This is a genomic window from Prevotella sp. C0026C3 (genome assembly GCF_056590795.1).
This window is the reverse complement of record NZ_JBWPWW010000004.1, coordinates 58,964-80,787: the sequence shown is the minus strand read 5'-3', so window position 1 is coordinate 80,787 and position 21,824 is coordinate 58,964. Positions and strand designations below refer to the sequence as shown.

General features: G+C 45.8%; 16 protein-coding genes. 5 read left to right on the top strand and 11 right to left on the bottom strand.

From position 1 onward, the window contains the following. The first annotated feature begins 10 nt into the window (after positions 1–10). Together AC1EK4_RS03695 and AC1EK4_RS03690 are read left to right on the top strand one after the other, a co-directional pair. Positions 11–103 carry a smalltalk protein gene (locus tag AC1EK4_RS03695; protein ID WP_156431043.1) on the top strand — a complete coding sequence of 31 codons (93 nt, stop codon included), beginning with the start codon at positions 11–13 and terminating at the stop codon, positions 101–103. 90 nt (positions 104–193) lie between these two features. Then, the gene (locus AC1EK4_RS03690; protein ID WP_036899265.1) at positions 194–862 is read left to right on the top strand and encodes an HAD family hydrolase; all 669 of its coding nucleotides are present in this window, start codon (positions 194–196) and stop codon (positions 860–862) included. Here AC1EK4_RS03690 and AC1EK4_RS03685 read toward each other — a convergent pair. Then, complete coding sequence (locus AC1EK4_RS03685; protein WP_036899263.1) at positions 850–2,136, bottom strand: histidine-type phosphatase; 1,287 nt, start codon at positions 2,134–2,136, stop codon at positions 850–852. The two genes, AC1EK4_RS03690 and AC1EK4_RS03685, sit on opposite strands and share 13 nt — an antisense overlap. 244 nt (positions 2,137–2,380) lie before the next feature. Between AC1EK4_RS03685 and mutS the strand changes: the two genes are divergently transcribed. Continuing rightward, positions 2,381–5,038, top strand: coding sequence for a DNA mismatch repair protein MutS (gene mutS / locus AC1EK4_RS03680; protein WP_036899261.1), 2,658 nt, complete (start codon positions 2,381–2,383; stop codon positions 5,036–5,038). A 31-nt stretch (positions 5,039–5,069) separates the two neighbouring features. Here mutS and lgt read toward each other — a convergent pair whose 3' ends face one another. The 4 genes from lgt to polA form a co-directional block, all read right to left on the bottom strand. Next, positions 5,070–5,894, bottom strand: coding sequence for a prolipoprotein diacylglyceryl transferase (gene lgt / locus AC1EK4_RS03675; RefSeq protein ID WP_036899259.1), 825 nt, complete (start codon positions 5,892–5,894; stop codon positions 5,070–5,072). A gap of 72 nt (positions 5,895–5,966) precedes the next feature. Continuing rightward, positions 5,967–7,070: a redox-regulated ATPase YchF gene (ychF, locus tag AC1EK4_RS03670; protein ID WP_036899257.1), complete on the bottom strand. Its 1,104-nt coding sequence runs from the start codon at positions 7,068–7,070 to the stop codon at positions 5,967–5,969. A gap of 337 nt (positions 7,071–7,407) precedes the next feature. Further along, the gene (locus AC1EK4_RS03665; RefSeq protein WP_480357054.1) at positions 7,408–8,898 is read right to left on the bottom strand and encodes a butyryl-CoA:acetate CoA transferase; all 1,491 of its coding nucleotides are present in this window, start codon (positions 8,896–8,898) and stop codon (positions 7,408–7,410) included. Positions 8,899–9,411: 513 nt separating this feature from the next. Beyond that, a complete protein-coding gene (gene polA, locus AC1EK4_RS03660) occupies positions 9,412–12,174 on the bottom strand; it encodes a DNA polymerase I (protein ID WP_036899253.1) in 2,763 nt (920 codons plus the stop codon). An 89-nt stretch (positions 12,175–12,263) separates the two neighbouring features. Here polA and AC1EK4_RS03655 point away from each other — a divergent pair, with 89 nt between their 5' ends. Continuing rightward, positions 12,264–13,241, top strand: coding sequence for a polyprenyl synthetase family protein (locus AC1EK4_RS03655; protein WP_036899250.1), 978 nt, complete (start codon positions 12,264–12,266; stop codon positions 13,239–13,241). A gap of 15 nt (positions 13,242–13,256) precedes the next feature. Continuing rightward, on the top strand, positions 13,257–13,451 hold the full coding sequence (locus tag AC1EK4_RS03650; RefSeq protein WP_480357053.1) for a hypothetical protein: 195 nt from the start codon (positions 13,257–13,259) through the stop codon (positions 13,449–13,451). A gap of 199 nt (positions 13,452–13,650) precedes the next feature. Here AC1EK4_RS03650 and AC1EK4_RS03645 read toward each other — a convergent pair whose 3' ends face one another. The 6 genes from AC1EK4_RS03645 to uvrC form a co-directional block, all read right to left on the bottom strand. Next, positions 13,651–16,134: a glycoside hydrolase family 95 protein gene (locus tag AC1EK4_RS03645; RefSeq protein WP_480357052.1), complete on the bottom strand. Its 2,484-nt coding sequence runs from the start codon at positions 16,132–16,134 to the stop codon at positions 13,651–13,653. A gap of 25 nt (positions 16,135–16,159) precedes the next feature. Continuing rightward, positions 16,160–17,299 (bottom strand): acyltransferase family protein, encoded by a 1,140-nt coding sequence (locus tag AC1EK4_RS03640; protein ID WP_480357050.1) that lies wholly within the window; start codon positions 17,297–17,299, stop codon positions 16,160–16,162. A gap of 673 nt (positions 17,300–17,972) precedes the next feature. Next, on the bottom strand, positions 17,973–18,944 hold the full coding sequence (deoC, locus tag AC1EK4_RS03635) for a deoxyribose-phosphate aldolase (RefSeq protein ID WP_036899242.1): 972 nt from the start codon (positions 18,942–18,944) through the stop codon (positions 17,973–17,975). Positions 18,945–19,041: 97 nt separating this feature from the next. Further along, entirely contained in the window at positions 19,042–19,386 is a 345-nt protein-coding gene (locus tag AC1EK4_RS03630; protein WP_036899241.1) for a nucleotide pyrophosphohydrolase, read from the bottom strand. Between the two features lie 53 nt (positions 19,387–19,439). Then, positions 19,440–19,892: a D-aminoacyl-tRNA deacylase gene (dtd, locus tag AC1EK4_RS03625; RefSeq protein WP_036899239.1), complete on the bottom strand. Its 453-nt coding sequence runs from the start codon at positions 19,890–19,892 to the stop codon at positions 19,440–19,442. Positions 19,893–19,916: 24 nt separating this feature from the next. Then, positions 19,917–21,758: an excinuclease ABC subunit UvrC gene (gene uvrC, locus AC1EK4_RS03620; RefSeq protein WP_480357048.1), complete on the bottom strand. Its 1,842-nt coding sequence runs from the start codon at positions 21,756–21,758 to the stop codon at positions 19,917–19,919. Positions 21,759–21,824 lie beyond the last annotated feature (66 nt).

The window sequence follows — 21,824 nt, the reverse complement described above, 5'->3', positions numbered from 1 at the left end:
AGGTAAAGCGATGAATGGAAATAAATGGAAGATGGTGTTGAAAGTAATTGTGGCTGTAGCTACGGCTTTGTTAGGAGCGCTTGGCGTGAGTAGCCAAATGTGATCAAGATAGATTGGAATAAGAATAAAAGATGAACGGCCGTTCGTTTTACAATGCTTTTATGCTTACCTTTGCTCTGTAAAAAATGAGCGGATGGCAATAAAAGTCGTATTACTGGATTTTGATGGAACACTGGGTGATACTCAGAAGTTGATAACAGACACCATGCTTGATACCATTGATGTATTGGGATTGGATAAACGTACGCGAGAAGAGTGTGCAGCCATGATTGGGTTGCCACTGAAAGAAACGTTTACCAGATTGATTCCTATGTCGGATGAAATGGGAGACAAGTGTGCAGAGGTCTATGCTGAGATATTTACGCGGCGCAATGTTCCGCATGCCGTTCCACCATTTCCGCATGTGATAGATACTATCAGGGAATTACATCGGCGCGGTTTGAAACTGACGATAGCCAGTAGTCGGTATCGTGGCTCGTTACTCAATTTTATCCATGAGTTCGAGCTAGACGATTATATGTCGGCGGTAGTGAGTGCTCAGGATGTAGAACATTGTAAGCCAGATCCCGAAATGGTTGAGAAAACACTGGCAATGTTTAACTTACAGCCCGATGAGGCCTTGATGGTAGGCGACGCAACCTTTGACATGATGATGGGAAAGGCTGCCGGTGTGCATACGTGTGGGGTGACTTATGGAAACGGAAGCCGCGAAGACATGGTGAGTGTTGAAGCTGAACACATCATCGATGACTTCGCGGATCTATTGAAAGTAGTAGAATCTTACGACTCTTATTCTTTATAACTATCGAGTTTTTTGAGGAAGTAATCTTTGAAATCCTTCCAATGATAATATGGAGCTATGTCTGTCTTGATGGGCAGCGTAGCTTCATTTTCGTTGCGTAAAACCTTGAAGATGACGTCTTTGTCGTTTGCATTCTTACGGTAGAATACGAATTGAATGTTGGCAGCCATTGGGAATATACGATAATTGTACCATCCGCGTGTCTCCAACTCTTCGAGATTCTCTACCTGCATGCCCAGTCCGTCTAGGTCGAGGAGGCAGGTGAGTGGCATGATAACGGTGTCGTGACCATAGCGAAGGGTAGCTCCGGGATGCTCTAACTGTATGCAAGAGTCGGCTTGGGCAATGATATTACGAAGCAAATTGCGTTGTGTGAAAGGCTGTGTACCACCATTTAATGGGCTACCACCATAAGTAATATACCACCAAGCATTCTCTGTGCGCCAATTATTGTAAATCTCTTGGTCGCTGAAGAGATCGTATAAAGAAATCGTATGGCGCAATTCTGTGCTTTGCAAATTAGCTGCATTACTGAATAAACGCCTGTATAACTGCTCGTATTTTACTTGATGCTTCCAATAGCTGGAGTCGTTGAAGAGGTTATTCATTACACGATCGTAGTGAAGAAATTTCTTTCCAAATGCTTTGTAGGCCTCGTCGGCTTTGGCCGGCATTTTCTTTTTGTTCAGTACAGGGTCGTCATAGTTCATGTAATACATGTCGTGGTTGCTGGCATCCTGTTTGATTTGTAATTCGGGATTGATGAGAAGCAATTGTTGTAGGGCATTCTCCATGGAGAAAATACACCGGATGACAGTGGTACTACGGGCATCGATATTGGTTCGACCGGCAAAGACTTCCGGGAAATTCTGTATCATGCGTTTGGCAATTTGGCGGTGTTGTTCGCCTCCTCGTTGCGTGAGTTCGCCGTAACGATTCTTACTTGCATCGCGAATCATGATAAGTCGGCGAAGTATATCGCGCCCTAATGCGGTGAGTTTACCTAGGCTATCAGCGCGTTGTAGAATGGCAACCGGCTGTAGATAATCGTTCTTATTGATGAGCCAGCGGCTTCCGTGTCGACCATAATGGCTGATGTAGAAAGGTTTATACCCGGTAGGAGCAGGGGTAAGTTTCTGCTGTAGAGGGCCGGGATAGGCATAATAGCTGCTGGCAGAGAATAGAGGATTGGTTTTAATGTCGGTACGTGACTGTTGAGCGAAGCCCATTGCTGCACACAATAAAGCCGAAAGTATCAGGGTTGTTTTTTTCATTATATAAATAGTTTAGGTTTTCTGTCGTGATAGAATCAACATGTATATGCTTGCAAAGATAATAAATATTTCAATAAAAACGTTCGAAGAGAGATGCCTAACTAACAGACAAAAATTATTGAAGCTTCGTTTTTATCTATGATTTGCCGTATCTTTGCAAAAACAGTATGGGCAAATACAATCAAAGGAAAGATAGTAAAAGCTATTCACAAATAATTTATGATAAAGGAAGGATTCTATAGATATGGCAAAAGATAATAAAGCATTGACACCGATGATGAAGCAGTTCTATTCGTTGAAGGCTAAACATCCGGAGGCGTTGATGCTTTTTCGCTGTGGCGACTTCTATGAAACCTATGGCGAGGATGCAGTGGAAGCAGCGCGTATCCTTGGTATCACGTTGACGAAAAGGAATAATGGAGCACAGGATCCTACCGATATGGCGGGATTTCCGCACCATGCGCTAGATACTTATCTGCCTAAATTGATTCGTGCCGGAAAGCGAGTGGCCATCTGTGACCAACTGGAAGACCCTAAAAAGAAGCGCGAAGCCATCAAAGGAAAGAAAGGCTTGAGCGAGATGGATAAGATGGTGAAGCGCGGAATCACGGAACTTGTGACACCCGGTGTAGCCATGAGCGACAACGTGCTCAACTATAAAGAGAATAATTTCTTGGCTGCCGTACAGTTTGGTAAAGCCTCTTGCGGTGTGGCATTCTTGGATATTTCAACGGGAGAATTTCTGACAGCCGAGGGTACTTTTGATTATGCAGAGAAATTATTAAGTAATTTCTCGCCAAAAGAGGTGCTTTATGATCGAACGAAGAAGAAAGATTTTGAACGTTATTTTGGGTCACGCTTTGTGACATTCGAGCTTGATGATTGGGTGTTTACCGAACAGACAGCTCGACAAAAACTTCTGAAACATTTTGGTACGAAGAATCTTAAAGGATTCGGAGTGGAACATCTTCACAATGGAGTCATTGCCAGTGGAGCCATCATGCAATATCTGGAGCAGACGCAACATACCCAGATAGGGCATATAACATCGTTGGCTCGCATTGAAGAAGAGAAATATGTGCGATTGGATAAGTTCACAATTCGCTCTTTGGAATTGCTTGGTACGATGCAAGATGGCGGTAGTTCGCTGCTAGATGTCATTGACCGAACGGTGACACCTATGGGTGGTCGTATGCTCAGAAGATGGGTTGTATTTCCTTTGAAGAATGTTCAGGCCATCACGCATCGTCAAGATATAGTTGAATATTTCTTCAAACAACCGGATTTCAGAGATTGCGTGAACGAGCAATTGCATCGTATTGGCGACCTTGAACGTATTATTTCGAAGGTGGCAGTGGGCAGAGTCTCACCGCGAGAGGTCGTACAATTACAGCGTGCATTGGATGCTGTGCGCCCTATTAAGCTTGCTTGTCTGCAGACGGATAATGAAGTCTTGAAGCGGGTAGGGGAGCAATTGAATCTTTGTGAAAACTTGAAAGACCGTATAGCTCATGAAATTCAGTCCGATCCTCCATTGCTTGTGAACAAAGGGAATGTGATAGCCGATGGTTATAGTGAGGAACTTGATGAGTTACGTTCTATCAGTCGAAACGGCAAGGACTATCTCTTGAAGATTCAACAAGAGGAAACCGAACGTACCGGTATATCCAGTTTGAAAGTCGGATATAACAACGTGTTCGGTTATTATCTCGAAGTTCGCAATACATATAAAGACCAAGTACCGGCAGAGTGGGTTAGAAAACAAACGCTTGCGCAAGCCGAACGCTACATAACTCAAGAATTAAAGGAGTATGAAGAGAAGATTTTAGGTGCCGATGAGAAGATTCTGGCGTTGGAAGCAAGGTTGTTTAATGAGCTCATCGTGTATATGCAAGACTTCATACCGCAAATACAAATCAACGCAAACCTCCTTGCGAGACTCGATTGTCTATTGAGTTTCGCCAAAACAGCAGAAGAACATACTTATGTACGACCCGTTGTTGACGACAGTGATGTGTTGGATATCAAGCAAGGGCGCCATCCTGTGATAGAAACACAATTGCCTTTGGGCGAGCATTACGTGCCCAACGACGTGCTTCTTGATACTTTTCACCAACAGATAATGATGATAACCGGTCCTAATATGGCCGGAAAATCGGCGCTGTTGCGTCAAACGGCGTTGATTGTACTGTTGGCTCAGATAGGCAGCTTTGTGCCTGCAGAGAGCGTGAGAGTGGGTTTGGTGGACAAGATATTCACTCGTGTGGGAGCCAGTGACAATATTTCTTTGGGCGAATCTACCTTTATGGTGGAGATGACGGAGGCAGCCAACATCCTCAATAATGTCTCGGATAGGAGTTTGGTACTCTTTGATGAGCTGGGTAGAGGTACGAGTACATACGACGGTATCAGCATTGCGTGGGCCATCGTAGAGTATCTTCATGAGCACGCGAGAGCCAACGCGCGTACTCTTTTTGCCACTCATTACCATGAATTGAATGAGATGGAGAAGGGCTTCTCACGTATCCGGAACTACAATGTCAGTGTGAAAGAGGTGGATGGGAAGGTGATTTTCCTCCGAAAACTGGAGAAAGGTGGCAGCGAACATTCCTTCGGTATCCACGTGGCAGAGATTGCCGGCATGCCGAAAAGTATCGTTAAGCGAGCCAATGTCATCCTTAAAGAATTGGAAAATGATAATGCCGGCGTTGGCACGGTGGGTCGTTCGGATGCTCGAAAGATAGAAGAGAGTAGGGAAGGGATGCAGTTAAATTTCTTCCAATTGGATGATCCGGTACTCTCTCAGATACGCGATGAAATCTCAGGGTTGGATATTGACAACCTCACTCCGATGGAAGCACTTAATAAATTGAATGATATTAAGAAGATTATAAACCCATAGAAAGAGGGTTTATAATCTTCTTTTTTTTGTTTCATGATTTCTTTCTGGACATACAGAAGATTCCCAAAGCAACAAAGGGAATACTCAATAACTGTCCCATATTGAAAGGCATGCCTGCTTCAAAGTCTACTTGAATATCCTTTGTATATTCAATGAAGAAGCGGAATGTGAATATCAACGTCAGACATAAGCCGAAATAGAATCCTCTGCCCACCGGTTTCTTCGCATAGCGATAGAAATACCACCCGATAAAAAAGAACAGGAAGTAGGCTATGGCTTCGTATAATTGTCCCGGATGACGTGGATATTGGTCTGCCTGTTGGAAGATAAAAGCCCATGGAACATCCGTCACTTTCCCGATAATTTCAGAGTTCATCAGGTTACCCAAGCGTATACAGCAGGCTGTGATAGGCGTGGCAATAGCGATATTATCAAGCACTTGCCACAAATTCATCTTCGTACGGCGAACGTAGAGCCACAGGGCAATCATCAGTCCGAGCGTTCCGCCATGCGAAGCCAGTCCTTCATAACCGGTCATTTTCCACGCTCCATCCGGCATGTGGTGAATGGGTAGGAGCATCTCAATGATGTGGTCCCAGCTTGTCAGGAAGTAATCAGGCTGATAAAACAGGCAGTGTCCCAGTCTGGCACCGGCCAGTATACCGACAAAACAGTATAGGAAGAGCGGGTCGAACAATTCTTCTTTCACCTTTTGGTCTTGATACAGCCACTTCACCATGAAGTATGCGCCTATCAATCCGATGAGCCAAAACGTGGAATACCAGCGAAGTCCGAAGCCACCTAGATGTATCAGGTAGAGGTCGGGGTTCCAGATGATGTATAATAAATGTTCCATTTATTTATTAATTATAGGTGGTGAGGGATGGATTAGGGAATTTATTTTTCTTATCCCTCTCCTGTTTTATCACTATACATTAAAGCGGAAGTGCATGATATCGCCATCCTGTACGACGTATTCCTTACCCTCGATACCCAGCTTGCCAGCCTCGCGAACAGCAGCTTCAGAGCCATATTTCAGGTAATCTTCGTATTTGATGACCTCTGCACGGATGAATCCTTTCTCGAAGTCGGTGTGGATGACACCTGCACATTGCGGTGCTTTCCAACCCTTATGGTATGTCCAAGCCTTCACCTCCATTTCACCGGCAGTGATGAATGTCTGTAGATTCAGCAACGAATAAGCTTTTTGAATGAGACGGTTCACGCCACTTTCTTCCAGTCCGAGTTCTTCCAAGAACATCTGCTTGTCTTCGTATGTTTCGAGCGAAGCAATATCTTCCTCGGTCTTGGCAGCAATCACCAAAGCTTCTGCACCCTCGCTCTTGGCCATTTCTTCTACTTGTCTACTGTATTCGTTACCGGTTTTGGCACTCGCTTCGTCTACATTGCATACATAGAGCACAGGTTTGGCTGTGAGTAGGAACAAGTCGTGGGCAAAGCTTTGCTCGTCTTTGCTTTCAAACTCCACCGTACGGGCGTTTAATCCCTTTTCTAATGCACCTTTGTAAGCCTCTAGAACGGTCACAGCCAGCTTGGCATCCTTGTTTCCGGCGGCCGCAGCTTTCTGTTGTTTAGCCAGTTGAGAATCAATGGTTTCCAAGTCTTTCAACTGCAATTCGGTATCAATGATTTCCTTATCGTTGATAGGATTGACGGGATCTCCGCCTTCGCGCACCACATTGTCGTTGTCGAAACAACGCAATACGTGGATGATGGCGTCGGTCTCGCGAATGTTTCCAAGAAATTTATTGCCCAATCCCTCGCCTTTGCTGGCTCCCTTGACGAGCCCGGCAATGTCTACTATCTCGCAGGTAGCGGGTACGATGCGTCCGGGATGGACTATTTCGGCCAACTTGGTGAGTCGCTCATCGGGTACAGTGATAACGCCTAGGTTGGGTTCTATTGTACAAAAAGGGAAATTAGCTGCCTGTGCCTTGGCACTCGACAGGCAGTTGAAAAGTGTTGACTTACCGACGTTCGGAAGTCCTACAATACCGCATTTTAAAGCCATGTCTTTATTTCAAATATATACTTTGACTACAAAGGTAGTGCAAATGAGGACAAAAGCAAAATTTATTTTGGTTTTGTTGTGTGCAGCTTACTTTATTGCGAGTTTGCAAAAGAGCCTATTTGGGCTCGTTGCAAGGCCGTGTCAGCATCGCTGTTTGGCCTTTTCAGTAATGCTGATAAGTCGCTGCAGGAGCCTCACCCAGCCCCTCCCCAAAAGGGGAGGGAAATCGTTTTAAGCTGGTAAGTTAATAAGTTAGAGTTTAAAGTTTGTAAGTTTTTGAGTTGATGAGTTCTTAAAGTTTATGGTATGGAAAAGACTCCTTTCTTTTTTCTTCTCTTTACCACGCTACTAATCGCATGTCGCCTTTCTCCAAGTAGGCTTGGTGCATGGCCAAGGCAGCCGTCATACTCTGCGGTTCATGACCCCTTCCGGCCAGTCGCAAGTAGTCGCGTAATAGTGGTTTGTAGTCGGGATGCGCACAGTTTTCAATGACTTCCTGTGCCCGTCGCAATGGCCCTTTGCCACGTAAGTCGGCTACTCCCTGCTCGGTCACGATGATGTCGACGTCGTGCTCGGTAGAGTCTACGTGGCTACACATGGGTACGATGGCGCTTATCTTGCCACCCTTAGCCGTAGATGGGGTATAGAAGATGCTGATAGAGCCGTTGCGCTCGTAGTCGCATGAGCCTCCGATACCGTTCATCAGATTCGACCCACAGATATGACTGGAGTTCTCGTTGCCGTAAAGGTCGCATTCCAACGCTGTATTCATGGCGATGACACCGAACCGCCGAATCAGTTCCGGGGCGTTGGCCACCTCGCTGGGGCGTATTGTCAGGCGCTCTTTGAAGAAGTCCATGTTATCGTAAATCTTCTGTAGGCACTCGTTGGTGACGGTTGTAGCAGTGGCCGAAGCGTAGCCAATCTGCCCTTTGAGCATCATGTCGACCACGGCATCCTGTACCACTTCGCTGAACACGTTCATCACCGGCAGCCCTTCGCATTGCCCAATGGCTTTCATCACGGCGTTCCCGGTGGCTCCCACACCGCTCTGGATGGGGAAGAACTCTTTTGGGATACGACCTGCTCGAAGGTCGCTCAAGAAGAAATCGACCACATTTTCGCCAATTTTCTTCGTCTCAGGGGTTAAGTCTTTGAAGGCACGTGCTTCTTCGGGGATGTTACATTCGACCACACCCACTATTTTCTTGGCGTCTATCTCCACATAATCTTTGCCAAATCGCTCGGCCACACGCGTGATGGGGATGGGCTGGCGATAGGGGTATTCGGCCAATTCCACGACATCGTGCAAGAAACGGGAGTTGGGATTGTGGAAGTGATTGAGTTCGAGGATGACGCGTTTGGCCATTCGTGCGATGGTGGGCACAATGCCACCGGCCGATGTTAGAGAAACTTTGCACGTGTCGGCTCCCTCTTCTATAGCACTCACTTCGATAATGGCCCAGTCTATATCGCCATAGAATCCACGACGTAGTCGCTCGGCCATATGTCCTAAGTGCATGTCTTCGTAGTCTACTTCGCCCAAATTGGTGTGGTCGCGGAAGTCCTTATTAGTGGAAAAAGGGGCACGAAATTTGATGGCTTTGGCTGCTGCCATGTCGCCTTCTACGCTTTGGCACGATGAGGCTCCGGTAAGAATACCAACTTGGAATGCCTGTCCGGTTTCGTGTTCGCGTATGGCGCGTTTGGAAATTTCGCGGAAAACGGCTTTCGGATTGCCGTTGGGAGTGAATCCGGAGAGGCCTAATGTATCACCATTCTTAATCATCTGTGCCGCTTCGGCGGCCGTCATTCTTGTGTAAGTCATAGGTATCGTTTCTCATCTATTATTATCTTTTGTAAACAGAGTGCAAGTGGATGCAATGAGAACTTGTTTTCTTATTGCCGACCGCAGCCTATCTTCTGCAAAGATAGTGATTTTTTGTCTCTGCATTCAAAGAGTGTGGTAAAACTTTTGATATGAGTTCTTCTATCAATACCTTATAAGTAAGCTTATACTAACAAAAACCTGAAAGGCTATCCATTCATAGCCGGGGACTATCAAGCGAAAGCGAAGATAGTCTCCGGTGTGTATGTGAATGTAGTTTACAGTCTGATAAGACTGCCCTTAAAAGTTAGCTGAAATACAGAAAGAGACCCTATTGGGGAGTCTTTTCAGACTCGTTAATTCTTCTTTTCTATTTTCCGTAGGTTTCCGCCTTGCTCCAACCTACGGTTATGAAGAGGTTGTCCTCCGGACAAATAAGTATGTTGCTCTTCTGTTTTTCCTATGTTGGCAGACTCTTTACAGCTCATTCAAGCTTTTGGAAAAAGCTCGGTATCAATGGGCTTCGAGCCAGTTGCTGCCCCATCCGGCATCGGCTACGAGTGGCACATCGAGCGGATAGGCCTTTTGCATCTCTTCGAGTACAATGCGTTCTACCTTCTCTTTCTCTTCGGGAACGACGGAAAAGTTGAGTTCGTCGTGCACTTGGAGTATCATTTTTGAGCGAATTTGCTCGCGTTGGAAGCGTTGGAAGATGTTGATCATCGCCACTTTGATAATGTCGGCAGCACTACCTTGGATAGGCGCATTGATGGCATTGCGCTCGGCGAAGCCTCGCACGGTACCGTTACCGCTGTTGATGTCGGGCAGATAGCGGCGACGATGGAAGAATGTTTCGGCGTAACCGTTCTGTCGCGCTTTCTCTTTAGCCTCTTCCATGTAGCTCTGTACCTTTGGGAAGGTGCGGAAGTAGCCCTCTATCAGTTCCTTGGCCTCGCGATTATCAATGTCTAGTCGCTGTGCCAATCCATAAGTGGTGATGCCGTAAATGATGCCAAAGTTGGCTCGTTTAGCCTTGGTACGCTGGTCGCGTGTCACGGTATCCATGGTCTCATGATAGATTTTGGCAGCTGTGGCGGCATGTATGTCGTGGCCTTCGCGGAATGCCTCTATCATATTCTCGTCTTGGCTCAGGTGCGCCATTACGCGTAATTCTATCTGACTGTAATCGGCCGAGAAGAACAGGCAGCCGGGATCGGGGATGAAACACTTGCGGATTTCCTTGCCGTCTTCGCCTCGTACGGGAATGTTTTGCAGATTGGGGTCGCTCGACGAAAGTCGACCAGTGGCCGTAACTGCCTGATTGAATGAGGTATGAATGTGTCCGGTATGCGGATTGATGAGCTTGGGTAGGGCGTCAACATACGTTCCGATGAGCTTCTTCAAGCCGCGATAGGCTAGAATATCCTCTACGATAGGCGCCTTGCTCTTGAGTTGTTGCAACACCTCTTCGCTTGTAACATATTGTCCGGTCTTGGTTTTCTTGGGCTTTTCTACGATTTTCATCTTCTCGAAGAGAATTTCGCCTACCTGTTTAGGCGACGAGATGTTGAACGCTTCTTCGGCTTGTTGATAGATACGTTGCTCGTATTCAGCCATGCGCTCTTTGAATAAGAATGACGTTTCTTCCAATGCTTTGGTATCCAATGCAATGCCGTTGATTTCCATCTCGGCCAACACGGGAAGCAGGGGCATCTCTATGTTCCAGAACAGATCGCTCATGCCCATCTCTTGAAGGCGTGGTTCGAGTACGTTTTTGAGTCGTAATGTGATATCGGCATCCTCACATGCATAGCGACAAATGTCGGTAGGGGAGAGGTCGCGCATATTTTTCTGATACTTACCCTTGGGGCCTATCAGTTCGTCTATGTGGATGGTCTTGTACCCTAGTAATGTTTCGGCCATGTAATCCATATTGTGATGTAATTCCGGTTGCAACACATAATGAGCCAACATGGTATCGAACATCTTGCCTTGAAGATGGATTCCATAATTTCGGAGCACCACTAAGTCGTACTTGATGTTTTGTCCGATTTTTAAAATTTGTGGATCTTCGTAGATAGGTTTGAATATATTAACAATTCTTACGGCTTCTTGACGGTCGCTAGGAATTGGAACATAGAATCCCGTATTTTCTTCCACAGAGAAGCTTAAACCCACTAATTCAGCCTCCATCGGATTGGTTGATGTGGTTTCTGTGTCTAGACTGATAAATTGTTTTGTCTTGAAAAAATCACAAATTTTTAATCTTTCTTCCTCTGTATCAATAAGTTCGTATTTAAATTCTCCTGTATCTTGTTTAAAAATATCTGTTTTTTTAGGCTCTTCTGCATCGTTGGTCGGATTATTCCCAAATATATCAAGTTGTAAATTAACAACTGTTGGCTTCTTATTTGCTTTCTTTAAGATTTTGTTAGAAAGACTCTTAAATTCCAATTCGGTGAAGATTTCTCTCAATTTTTCTTCATTGGGTTCAACGGTTTTCAGATTTTCCAAATCCAAGTCGATGGGAACATCGGTTCGAATGGTCGCTAAGAATTTTGACATGCGAATATCTTCGATTGCACCTTCAACTTTCTCGCGCATCTTTCCTTTAAGTTGGTCGGTATGGGCGATAAGGTTTTCGGTGCTACCGAATTCGTTGATAAGTTTCACGGCAGTCTTTTCTCCCACGCCGGGACAGCCGGGGAAGTTGTCAGCGGAGTCGCCCATGAGTGCCAAGAGATCAATCACTTGGTCAGGACTATCAATGCCATACTTCTCTGAGACTTCTTTGGGGCCGATAATATCGTACCCTCCGCCATGCCGAGGGCGGTACATGTAGACGTTATCTCGGATGAGTTGACCATAGTCTTTATCGGGTGTGAGCATGTAGGTTTCTACTCCTTGCTCACCGGCTTTGGTGGCTAAAGTGCCGATTACATCGTCGGCTTCGAAGCCATCAACCTGTAGGATGGGAATGTTGAAAGCTGTGAGAAGGTCTTTGATGATGGGTACCGAGCGCTTGATGTCTTCCGGTGTCTCCTCACGTTGCGCCTTATAGGCAGGGAAAGCATCATGGCGGAAAGTCTTGCCATGGTCGAATGCCACACCGATATGAGTGGGCTTCTCTTTAGTGAGAATCTCGTTGAGGGTGTTCACAAATCCCATGACGGCCGACGTATTGAGTCCTTTGGAATTAATACGTGGCGATCTGATGAGAGCGTAATAGGAACGATATATGAGTGCATAAGCATCCAGAAGAAAGAGTTTATTCATAAAATCAAATTTATTTGCAGTAAAATTACGAAAAAAAAGGAAATAATCCCGATTAAAATCATTAATTTTGTGACAAATATAGTATTCTCATGGACTACCTGTCTCGCATCAAACATCCAATAATAAAGGAGTTGGATGACTTTTCCGAGTATTTCAGCCACTCGCTAGAACATAGTAATGGTTTGCTGGCACAGGCTCTCGACCACATTCGTAAGCGCGAGGGCAAGCGTATGCGACCCATGCTTATTTTGCTATTGGCAAAGGCTTTCGGGCAGATAAGTGAAGCTACGCAATATGCAGCTGTAGGTTTGGAGTTACTCCATACGGCTAGTTTGGTGCACGATGATGTGGTAGATGAGAGTGGAGAGCGCCGCGGACAGGCCAGTGTGAATGCGACTTACGATAATAAGGTGGCTGTACTGGTGGGCGACTATATCTTGTCTACATCTTTGCTTAGTGTCTCTCATACGCGTTCCGAGGTTATTATCCGTTATTTGGCTCGCTTGGGACAAACCCTTTCTGATGGAGAAATCTTACAATTGACGAATATCTCGAATCAAGAAATATCCGAGGATGTCTATTATGAGGTTATCAAACGCAAGACGGCAGCACTGTTTGAAGCTTGCGCCGTATTTGGTGCTGAGTCGGTAGGAGCAAGCAAAGAGGTAGTAGAAGCTGCTGCTAAGTTCGGGCAGAATCTTGGTATTATTTTCCAAATTCGCGATGATATCTTTGATTATTACGATTCAGAGGAGATAGGAAAGCCTACCGGAAACGATATGGAAGAAGGTAAACTGACCTTACCTATTATCTATGCGCTTAATTCTACAGGCGATGAGGCGATGTTACAGCTTGCCCGAAAGGTGAAGATGTCGCAAATCAACACGGAGAGTATTGCTCAATTAGTAGCTTTTGCGAAAGAAAATGGTGGTATAGAGTATGCCGAAAAGAAGATGAATGAGTTCCATGAAGAAGCTGTAAACTTCGTTCATCAATACATCAAAGACCAAAATATCAAGGATGCTCTGATGGCTTATCTTGATTATGTGATTAAAAGGAATAAGTAAAACACTTGTAGTATAATGAAAAAGCCTCGCAAATGCGAGGCTTTTTTGTTGTATATGAGCTTGTTAGCGTCCTTATTTGATAAACTTCTTACCATTGACGATGTATACATCATGGGGCAAAGCATGCAGTTGTGGCGTACCATTGATTATATGAACCATGCCGAGTTTGTGCCCACGAAGGTTGTAGATGGCAGCTTGAGAATCACTTGATGGCGCGATAGAGGTAATTTCTGTCGTGACATGCGAGGGCTACTCTTTTATTGCACTTCGTTTTGTAACTTGCAGCACAGTTGTAATTTCTTGTGGGCGCGGTATGCCGCGCCCTACAAGTTGTTTTATTAAGCTAAATCTTGAGTAAGATTTATCACATATAATGAGCTTGTGCTGTATTTAATTTGGCAAATATGCATTATTTGACTTTTAACCCTTTTTCCTTGTCATAAGCGAGGGTGTAGGTCTTTCCCGCTCTGGTGTTGAGGCTTAAGGTATGAGAACCGTAGCGTAGCGTGCATTTACCGCCACTCTTAGCTTTGATAGTCGCTTCGCTTAATAGTCCGTTAGTCCAGTTCAAACCTACTTCAAAATTGCCACGAGCCATTAATCCGCTTACGCTACCGGTGCTCCATGCATCGGGAAGGGCAGGGAGTAGATGGATGAATCCCATCTGACTTTGCAGCAACATCTCTGTGATTCCGGCTGTCCCACCGAAGTTTCCGTCTATTTGGAAAGGTGCGTGGGTGTCCCAAAGGTTGTCGAGTGTGCCATTTTTCAATAGGTTTCTATAGAGGGTATAAGCGTGATTACCATCGTGTAGACGTGCCCATTGATTCAGTTTCCATCCCATGCTCCAGCCCGTAGCGCCGTCGCCACGATGCTTCAAAACGACTTTGGCAGCTTTAGCCAGTTCGGGGGTAGTGATGGGCGAGATGGTATGACCGGGATGTAGTCCGAACAAATGATTGACATGGCGGTGATGATCGTCGGGATCATCGATGTCGGTAGACCACTCCATAATCTGTCCGTAACGTCCAATGCGATAAGGTGCGAGGTGTCGTAAGGCATTCTCCCACTCTTGGCGAGCCTTAGCGTCTACACCTAATACTTTGCTGGCTGCGATGGCATCGGTCAAAATCTCACGAATAACGGCATGAGAGAAGGTGGCACCTTGGTCTACTGGACCGTGTTCGGGCGATGTAGAAGGAGCTGCTGTGTACACTCCGTCGGCGCGTTTCCATAGATAATCCACGGCAAAGTCGGCACTTCCTTTCATCAGTGGATAACCCGTGGTGCGCAAGAAGTTCTTGTCGCGAGTGAAATCGTAGTACTCCCACAGATGTGTAGCAAGCCATGGACCCGCCATGGGACACAAATTCCACTGCATTTGTTCATCGGAGAGGGGAGCGGTGAAGCCGAAGATGTTGGCCGAGATAGACGATGTCCAACCGCGAGCATTGTAATATGCCTTGGCTGTTACGGCTCCGGGCTTTGCCTGAGTCTTAATGAAATCGGTGAGCGGTTGGGCGCATTCAGCCAAATTGGCCTGTAACGAAGGCCAATAGTTCATTTGGATGTTGATGTTGTTGTGGTAGTCTACTCGCCACGGACCGTCTACATTGTTATGCCAAATGCCCTGTAGATTGGCAGGCAATGTACCCGGACGTGATGAGGCGATAAGCAGATAGCGACCGAACTGATAGTAGAGCTCTTCCAATCCGAAGTCGGCTTTGCCCTTACGATAGTTCTGTAGGCGCAGATTGGTGGGTAGAAGGTTCACGGCTTTATCTGGATTCAGTGTCAGCTGAACGCGGTTGAAGAGGGGCATATAATCGGCCGCGTGCTCCCTCAGCAGTTCATCGTAGCCTTTGGCTATGGCAGCTTGCATCCATTGTTGGGTGGTTGCGTCAGGGTCAACGCCTACATAAGCCTTGCGATTGGTGAAATCCGGGTCGAAATTCATTTGATAATCGGTGTCTCCGGCGATGTAGAACGTCACTTCATCGGCTCCGTTTACACGTATCTTTCCGTCTGTCACGCTTACTTTTCCGCCCTTGGCCACGGCCTTGATGCGTACAGTGAAGCGCATTCCATTGTTGTCGAGTGCTGCCTGATAGACCACTCCGTCGGTGCCATCGGCCTGTATATGGCCTGTAGCTACAGGGTTCGGGGCATACGAGAATAGCAGGTTTTGCATACCGGGTTTATCAGCTTTCAGCTTCACCACCATGATGTTGGCAGGGTAGGAGATGAAAGCTGTGCGCTGATAGTGGGTGCCGTCTTTCGTGAAACTAACCTTAGCCAGTGCTGAGTCGAGCGATAGTTCGCGACGATAATGGGTCATGCCTACTTCGCTTAGACCTGTCTCGATGTAGCATTCGCCCATGGTGGTAAAGTTTCCGAAGCGGAAATCCTCTTCTTCATTGGCTGAATATGCTGCCAGTCCGTTGAAGTTCTTGGCCGTAAGTTCTTCGGCTGTTTTCTGATCGCCACGTGTGAAAGCATCGCGAATGTCTTTGAGCACGTGAGCCGACTGTTTATTGACATTCCAATAGTAGGCAGGTCCTTGCTTTACATTGGGACCGCCACGCCATAAACTCTTCTCGTTGAGCGTGAATCGCTCGGCCGAAACAGACCCCATTATATTGGCACCGAGGTTGCCATTACCGATAGGGAGGGAGCGCGATTCCCATTCTTGATCGGGATTGTGAATACCATCGCCGGCCGTTGTAGGCTTGTTCTCTTGGCTCCACATATCGGGATGCCCGCCATACCAAGCTGTTCGACCATTTAATGTGGATGGAGTATCGAACCATACCACCAAATTCGACAGTTGTGCCCGTATTGTGGTGGACGACAAGAGTAGGACTGCTCCGAGTATCAAACTTGATTTTTTCATGTTCTTATATCGTTTATATTATTGGTTATGCTTTGATGAAGATGCCTTGTTTGTACATCCAGCGAATGATGAGATACACAACGCCTACGTTGACAGTCGTGCCGACCACGGGATAGAAGTCGCCCAAATATTGTTCTAAACCGTAGAAGAGTGAGCCTGAGATGGATCTGAAGTTCATGTATTCTCCTAAAAAATAGGCTGCGAGCGAATTCATACCGTAGTATTTAAGCCATTGGGTGCCCTTGGTCCAACCGCGCATGTCGATGATATAGAAGAAAAGAGCCATGAGCAAGAAGCAGATTCCACCAGCAAACAGGGTCATTGAGCTAGACCAGATACGCTTGATGATGGGCAATATGGGACTCATGGCGAGTGCAGCAACAATCAATATGGTGCCCATGATGCAGAGTTTGCGGAGCTTTTGTTGTTGGGTGTCGCCCGATTTGAGGATGTATCCTGCCCAACAACCTAAGTAGACCGTTACGATGAAATTGAGACTGCTCAATACCCATGTGTAGTTGTAAGTACCGTTGAAGTTCCATGATGTGCCATCCCAATTCATGCCATCGCGGAAGACGCCCAGTACAGCCATGTCAATGGCATCGGCTATGTTGTGACCCATGCTGAAATCCATATCGCCCCAAATGGCAAACGCAGCGATATAACCGATGAAACAGGCTGCAACGACGGCTATTTGTGTACGCTTGGAAGTGAGGACGAAAAGAAGGGCAGTCACGACATAACCCACAGCGATGCTCTGTAGCGTGTTGGAGAAGAATTTAAATTGATGCCAATCGAGCGATAACAGGTTGCCTTGAACCACCATTCCGACGCCCCAGAGTATCAAGAAACGTTTCAGAAGTCGACGATAGAAAGTGCTGTCGGCTCCCTCTCGCTTCTGACGGGAGAATGCGAAAGGAATCGTAATGCCCGACATAAACATGAACAGTGGCATGATGATGTCCCAAAAGCTGAATCCGATCCATTCCACATGGGTGACTTGGCTGTTCAGAAATGCACCGAAAGTATCGTCGGCAGGGGCGGCAATTTCGAGGTAGTGATACAGTATTGGTTGAATTAACACGAGGCACGCCATATCGAAACCGCGGAGTATATCGAGCGATTGCAGGCGTTGAGGTTTGTTGGTAGTTGTATTAGAATCCATGGTAGTATAATGTTCTCGTGACAAAGTTAAGTATTTTCCTTTATATTTATTTTGATTTGATAGAGGAAAATACTGTTTGCCGGTATATAATGTGTTCCTTATGATTTGTTGGCCAATTTTGTTCCGATGTAGTAGAGACGATGTATACGGTCTTATATCGTTTAAATTGCTGATTAGTAATGTCGTCTGTTAGGGAGACGATAGTCCTCTCTGCTCTACAAAAGCCTTTTTTCAAGGGGAGGGGATAAAACTTATGAACTAAAAAACTCAAGAACTCAACTGACTGCAGCGTTGGGGCAGGCTTTCTGTTTCGTCTATTCAGTATTGCTGAAAAGGTGAGACAGTGATGCTGAGGTGCTGTTGCAGCAACCTCACCCCAACCCTCTCGTTTAAGTAGACAAGTTAACGTGTAGACAAGTAAACAAGGTTTTGCAGATGAAGATAGACAATGGTAGAGACGGAATGTGCTTCTTCTCCAGTGGGCAAGATAGTGTGTACTAGGGGTAACAGTATATTAAGCAGAACTCTTATCACTTCATTTTAGGGTGTTTCCCTTTGAATTAGGCGCAAAAAAAGAGACGATGCAGGCATCGTCTCTACTATTTAATGGTAGAATATTGCTACTGAACGAGCGTATAATGTGGTTTGTAGCAATGTTCTATATGCTTTCTTCTTAGAAGAATTTGGTCTCTGTACCCTCGATTTCGCTTAAGAGCAGGTTGGCCAAACGACTAGTTCCGAGGCGGAACCACTTGTTGGTGAGCCATTTTTCGCCTAGAACCTCTTTAACGATGCTGTAGTATATAATTGCATCCATGACGGTATTAATGCCGCCAGCGGGCTTTAAACCTATCTGTATGCCTGTTTGATCGTAGTATTCCTTAATGGCTTGACACATGACGTATACCGATTCGGGAGTAGCACTTACTTTTTCCTTGCCGGTAGAAGTCTTCACATAGTCGGCTCCAGAGTACATGGCAACGATGGCAGCCTTCTTGATATTAGAAGCAGTCTGCAGGTCGCCAGTCTCCAAGATGACCTTCATGGCATGGTCGCCACATACCTCTTTCAGTTCGCTAATCTCATCGGCTACGCCTTCATAGTCCTCACTGAGGAACTTACCTACAGGAAGTACGATATCAATCTCTGTGGCGCCGTCTTTCAATGCGAGTGAGGTTTCTATGGTCTTAACCTCGATAAACGTCTGAGAGTGGGGGAAATCGCCCGTTACGGTGGTTACTTCTACACCGTCTACTTCAAGAGATTCGCTGATGAGGCGGCAGAAGCGGGGATATGCTACGATGGTAGCTACGTGGGGAAGGTCGGGATAGGCTGTTGCAAACTGGTTGACTTTCTCCGTCATAGCGAGGATTTTCTCATCGGTATCGGTGGTGCTGAGTGATGTCAACTCAATGCTGCCGAAGAGGAATTTCTTCACGTCGAGGGTGTCGTTCTCATGAGCTTTCTCGGCAATAATCTTCTTGACAGCAGCGCTCACTTCCTGTTCGGTGATGTTGAAGTTATACTTTGCCAATACTTCATCATACTTGCTCTGCTCTTTGAAGATATGATGGTGCTCGTGATGATCGTGTTCGTGGTCGTGATGGTTGTGAACTGTGGGTTCAATGTCTTTAGTATATGCCATAATTTTGCTGGTTAATAGCCCCACCCCAAACCCTCCCTAAAAGGGGAGGGAGATGAAATGTGGACATTGTTATTGATGTTATTATAATTATTTGTTGCTACTGATTTGATAGTCCTTGATGTCTATCTTTATCTCTTTTGGTCTTCTTCTTCATGCTTTTGCGGAACTCTTCGGCCAAATCAACACCGGTTTGGTTGGCTAGACAACAGAGCACCCAAAGAATATCGGCCATCTCTTCGCCTAAATTAGGCTTCTCGCCGGCTTTAAAGCTCTGGTCGCCATATACGCGCGCCATCACTCTCGCCAATTCGCCTACCTCTTCGGTGAGACAAGCCATGTTGGTGAGTTCGCTAAAATAGCGCACCCCATAGGTGTGAATCCACTCATCCACCTGTCGTTGAGCCTCACGAAGTCCGGTAATATCAGTGTTCTTATCTTCCATTTTGTCTATATTTATTTTAGAAAATAGTTTTGGAGAGTCCTCTTAAATATCTATTATTCCTTGTTCTTACTATCCATGCAAATGGTCACAGGACCGTCGTTGAGTAACTCTACTTTCATGTCTGCACCGAATTCCCCGGTTCCAATAGGGCGACCAAGCAGTGATTCCAGCTGCTTACAGAAGTACTCGTAGAGTGGTATACTGATGTTGTGAGGTGCCGCACGAAACCATGAGGGACGGTTCCCTTTTTTGTAACTGGCGAAGAGAGTGAACTGGCTGATAACCAATATATTTCCTCCTATGTCTTGGATGGAGCGATTCATGACGTGATCCTCATCATCGAAGACACGCAGGCCAATGACTTTCTTCGCTAACCAATCTGCATCTTCTTGAGTATCAGTGGATTCCACGCCTAATAAGATAAGATAGCCTTGCTCGATGGCAGACTTTACTTCTGAGTTAATAGTGACCGATGCGTGCTGCACACGTTGTATAACGATTCTCATAATGGCAAAGGTAAAGATTTTATTTTAGTCGGCCAACTTGTTGTTGAAATATTCGTTGATAATGGCAGCCTTGGCACTTCCGACCACAGTTGTCAATGTTTCCAGACTGGCTTCGCGTATCTTTTTGACGCTCTTGAACTCTTTGATAAGGGCTTCTTTGGTCTTCGGACCGATGCCTTTGATGTCGTCTAACTCGCTATGGAGAGCGTGTTTGCTGCGCTTGTCGCGGTGGAATGTGATGGCATAACGGTGTACTTCGTCTTGTATGCGTGTGAGGATGTGGAACAGTTCGGAATCAGTCTTCATACCTATCACTTTTGGCGGGAAACCATAGAGTAGCTCGTTGGTGCGATGGCGGTCGTCTTTAGCTAGTCCTGCAATGGGGATTTGGAGGTGTAATTCGTCCTCGACAATCTCGCGAACAACCTCCATTTGGCCTTTTCCACCGTCGGTTATAATGAGGTCGGGAAGTGGTGTTTTCTCTTCTATCATGCGACTATAACGACGGCGAACGACTTCTTGCATCGACGCATAATCGTCCGGTCCTGTGACGGTTCGGATGTTATATTTACGATAATCTTTCTTGGAGGGCTTCATTCCTTTGAATACGATGCATCCGGCAACGGCATCTGTACCGCTTATGTTGGAGTTGTCGAAGCACTCTATTTGGTAGGGGAGTTTGGGAAGTTGTAGCTTTTGCTGCAATTCTTTCATCAATCGAGTCTGTTTTTGTTCCGGATTGAGTTTCTCGGCTTGCTTGAGACGGTCAAATTTATACTGTTTACCATTCATCTCGGAAAGGTCTAGTAAGTGCTTCTTATCGCCTCGTTGAGGTACGAAAAACTCGGCATCTTTGAGCTTCCATTCCATCTCAAAAGGTACGATAATTTCTTTGGCCGTGCTCCCAAAACGCTCGCGAATCTCCGGAATAGCGGTGATAAGGAGCTCTTCGTCGCTTTCTTCGAGTTTACGTTTGTATTCGTAGGTGAAGCTTTGATTGATAGTGCCTTTTCTGACGTGGATATAATTGATAAAAGCATTGCGATTGTGGTCGTCGTCGATGATGGTAAATACGTCTACATCGTCTATTGTATGGCTTACAACCTCGCTCTTGGAGACGAATTCGTTGAGCAGTTGGTACTTGATTTTGAGGTCTTGAGCTACTTCAAATTTCATTAATTCGGCATTCTTCATCATCAGCTTGTAGAGCCATTTCCCTACCTCACGCGTGTTCCCTTTGAGAATTTCGCGTGCCTGATTCATGTTTTGCTGGTAGTCTTCGTAACTCTGTTTGCCTATACACGGAGCATCGCAATTATGGATATGATATTCCAGACAAGGCTTGTATTTATGGGCTGCAACACCCTCTTCGGTGATGGGCTGACGGCAAGTACGCGGTTTATATAGCTTTTTAATGAGGTCTAATACCGCATACATGCTGCTGATATGGGGAAAAGGACCGTAATAGGTGCCGTATTTGCGATTGATTTGCCGAGTTTTGAAGATGCGTGGGAAGTATTCGTTGGTAATGCAAATGCTGGGATACGTCTTTCCGTCCTTCAATAATACATTGTATTTAGGATTGTACTTCTTGATAAGACTGTTCTCAAGGAGTAGGGCGTCTTCTTCGGTGTTGACCACCGTGTAACTTATATCATGGATTTTGGAAACGAGAACTTTAGTCTTGAAGCGGTCCACTTCTTTGTGGAAGTAGGATGTGACACGTCTTTTGAGATTCTTGGCTTTCCCTACATATATAATAGTATGGGTGTCGTCATAGAATTGATAGCTCCCCGGCTTCTCCGGCATATTCAATACTATGTTCTTTAGGCGGTCTATCCTTTGTTTGTTCTCTTCCTTTGTCATGTGTTAACTCCTTTGTAGAGAAGGCTTTATATAATTAAAGTTTCACGTGAAACTTTAGCGAGTGAT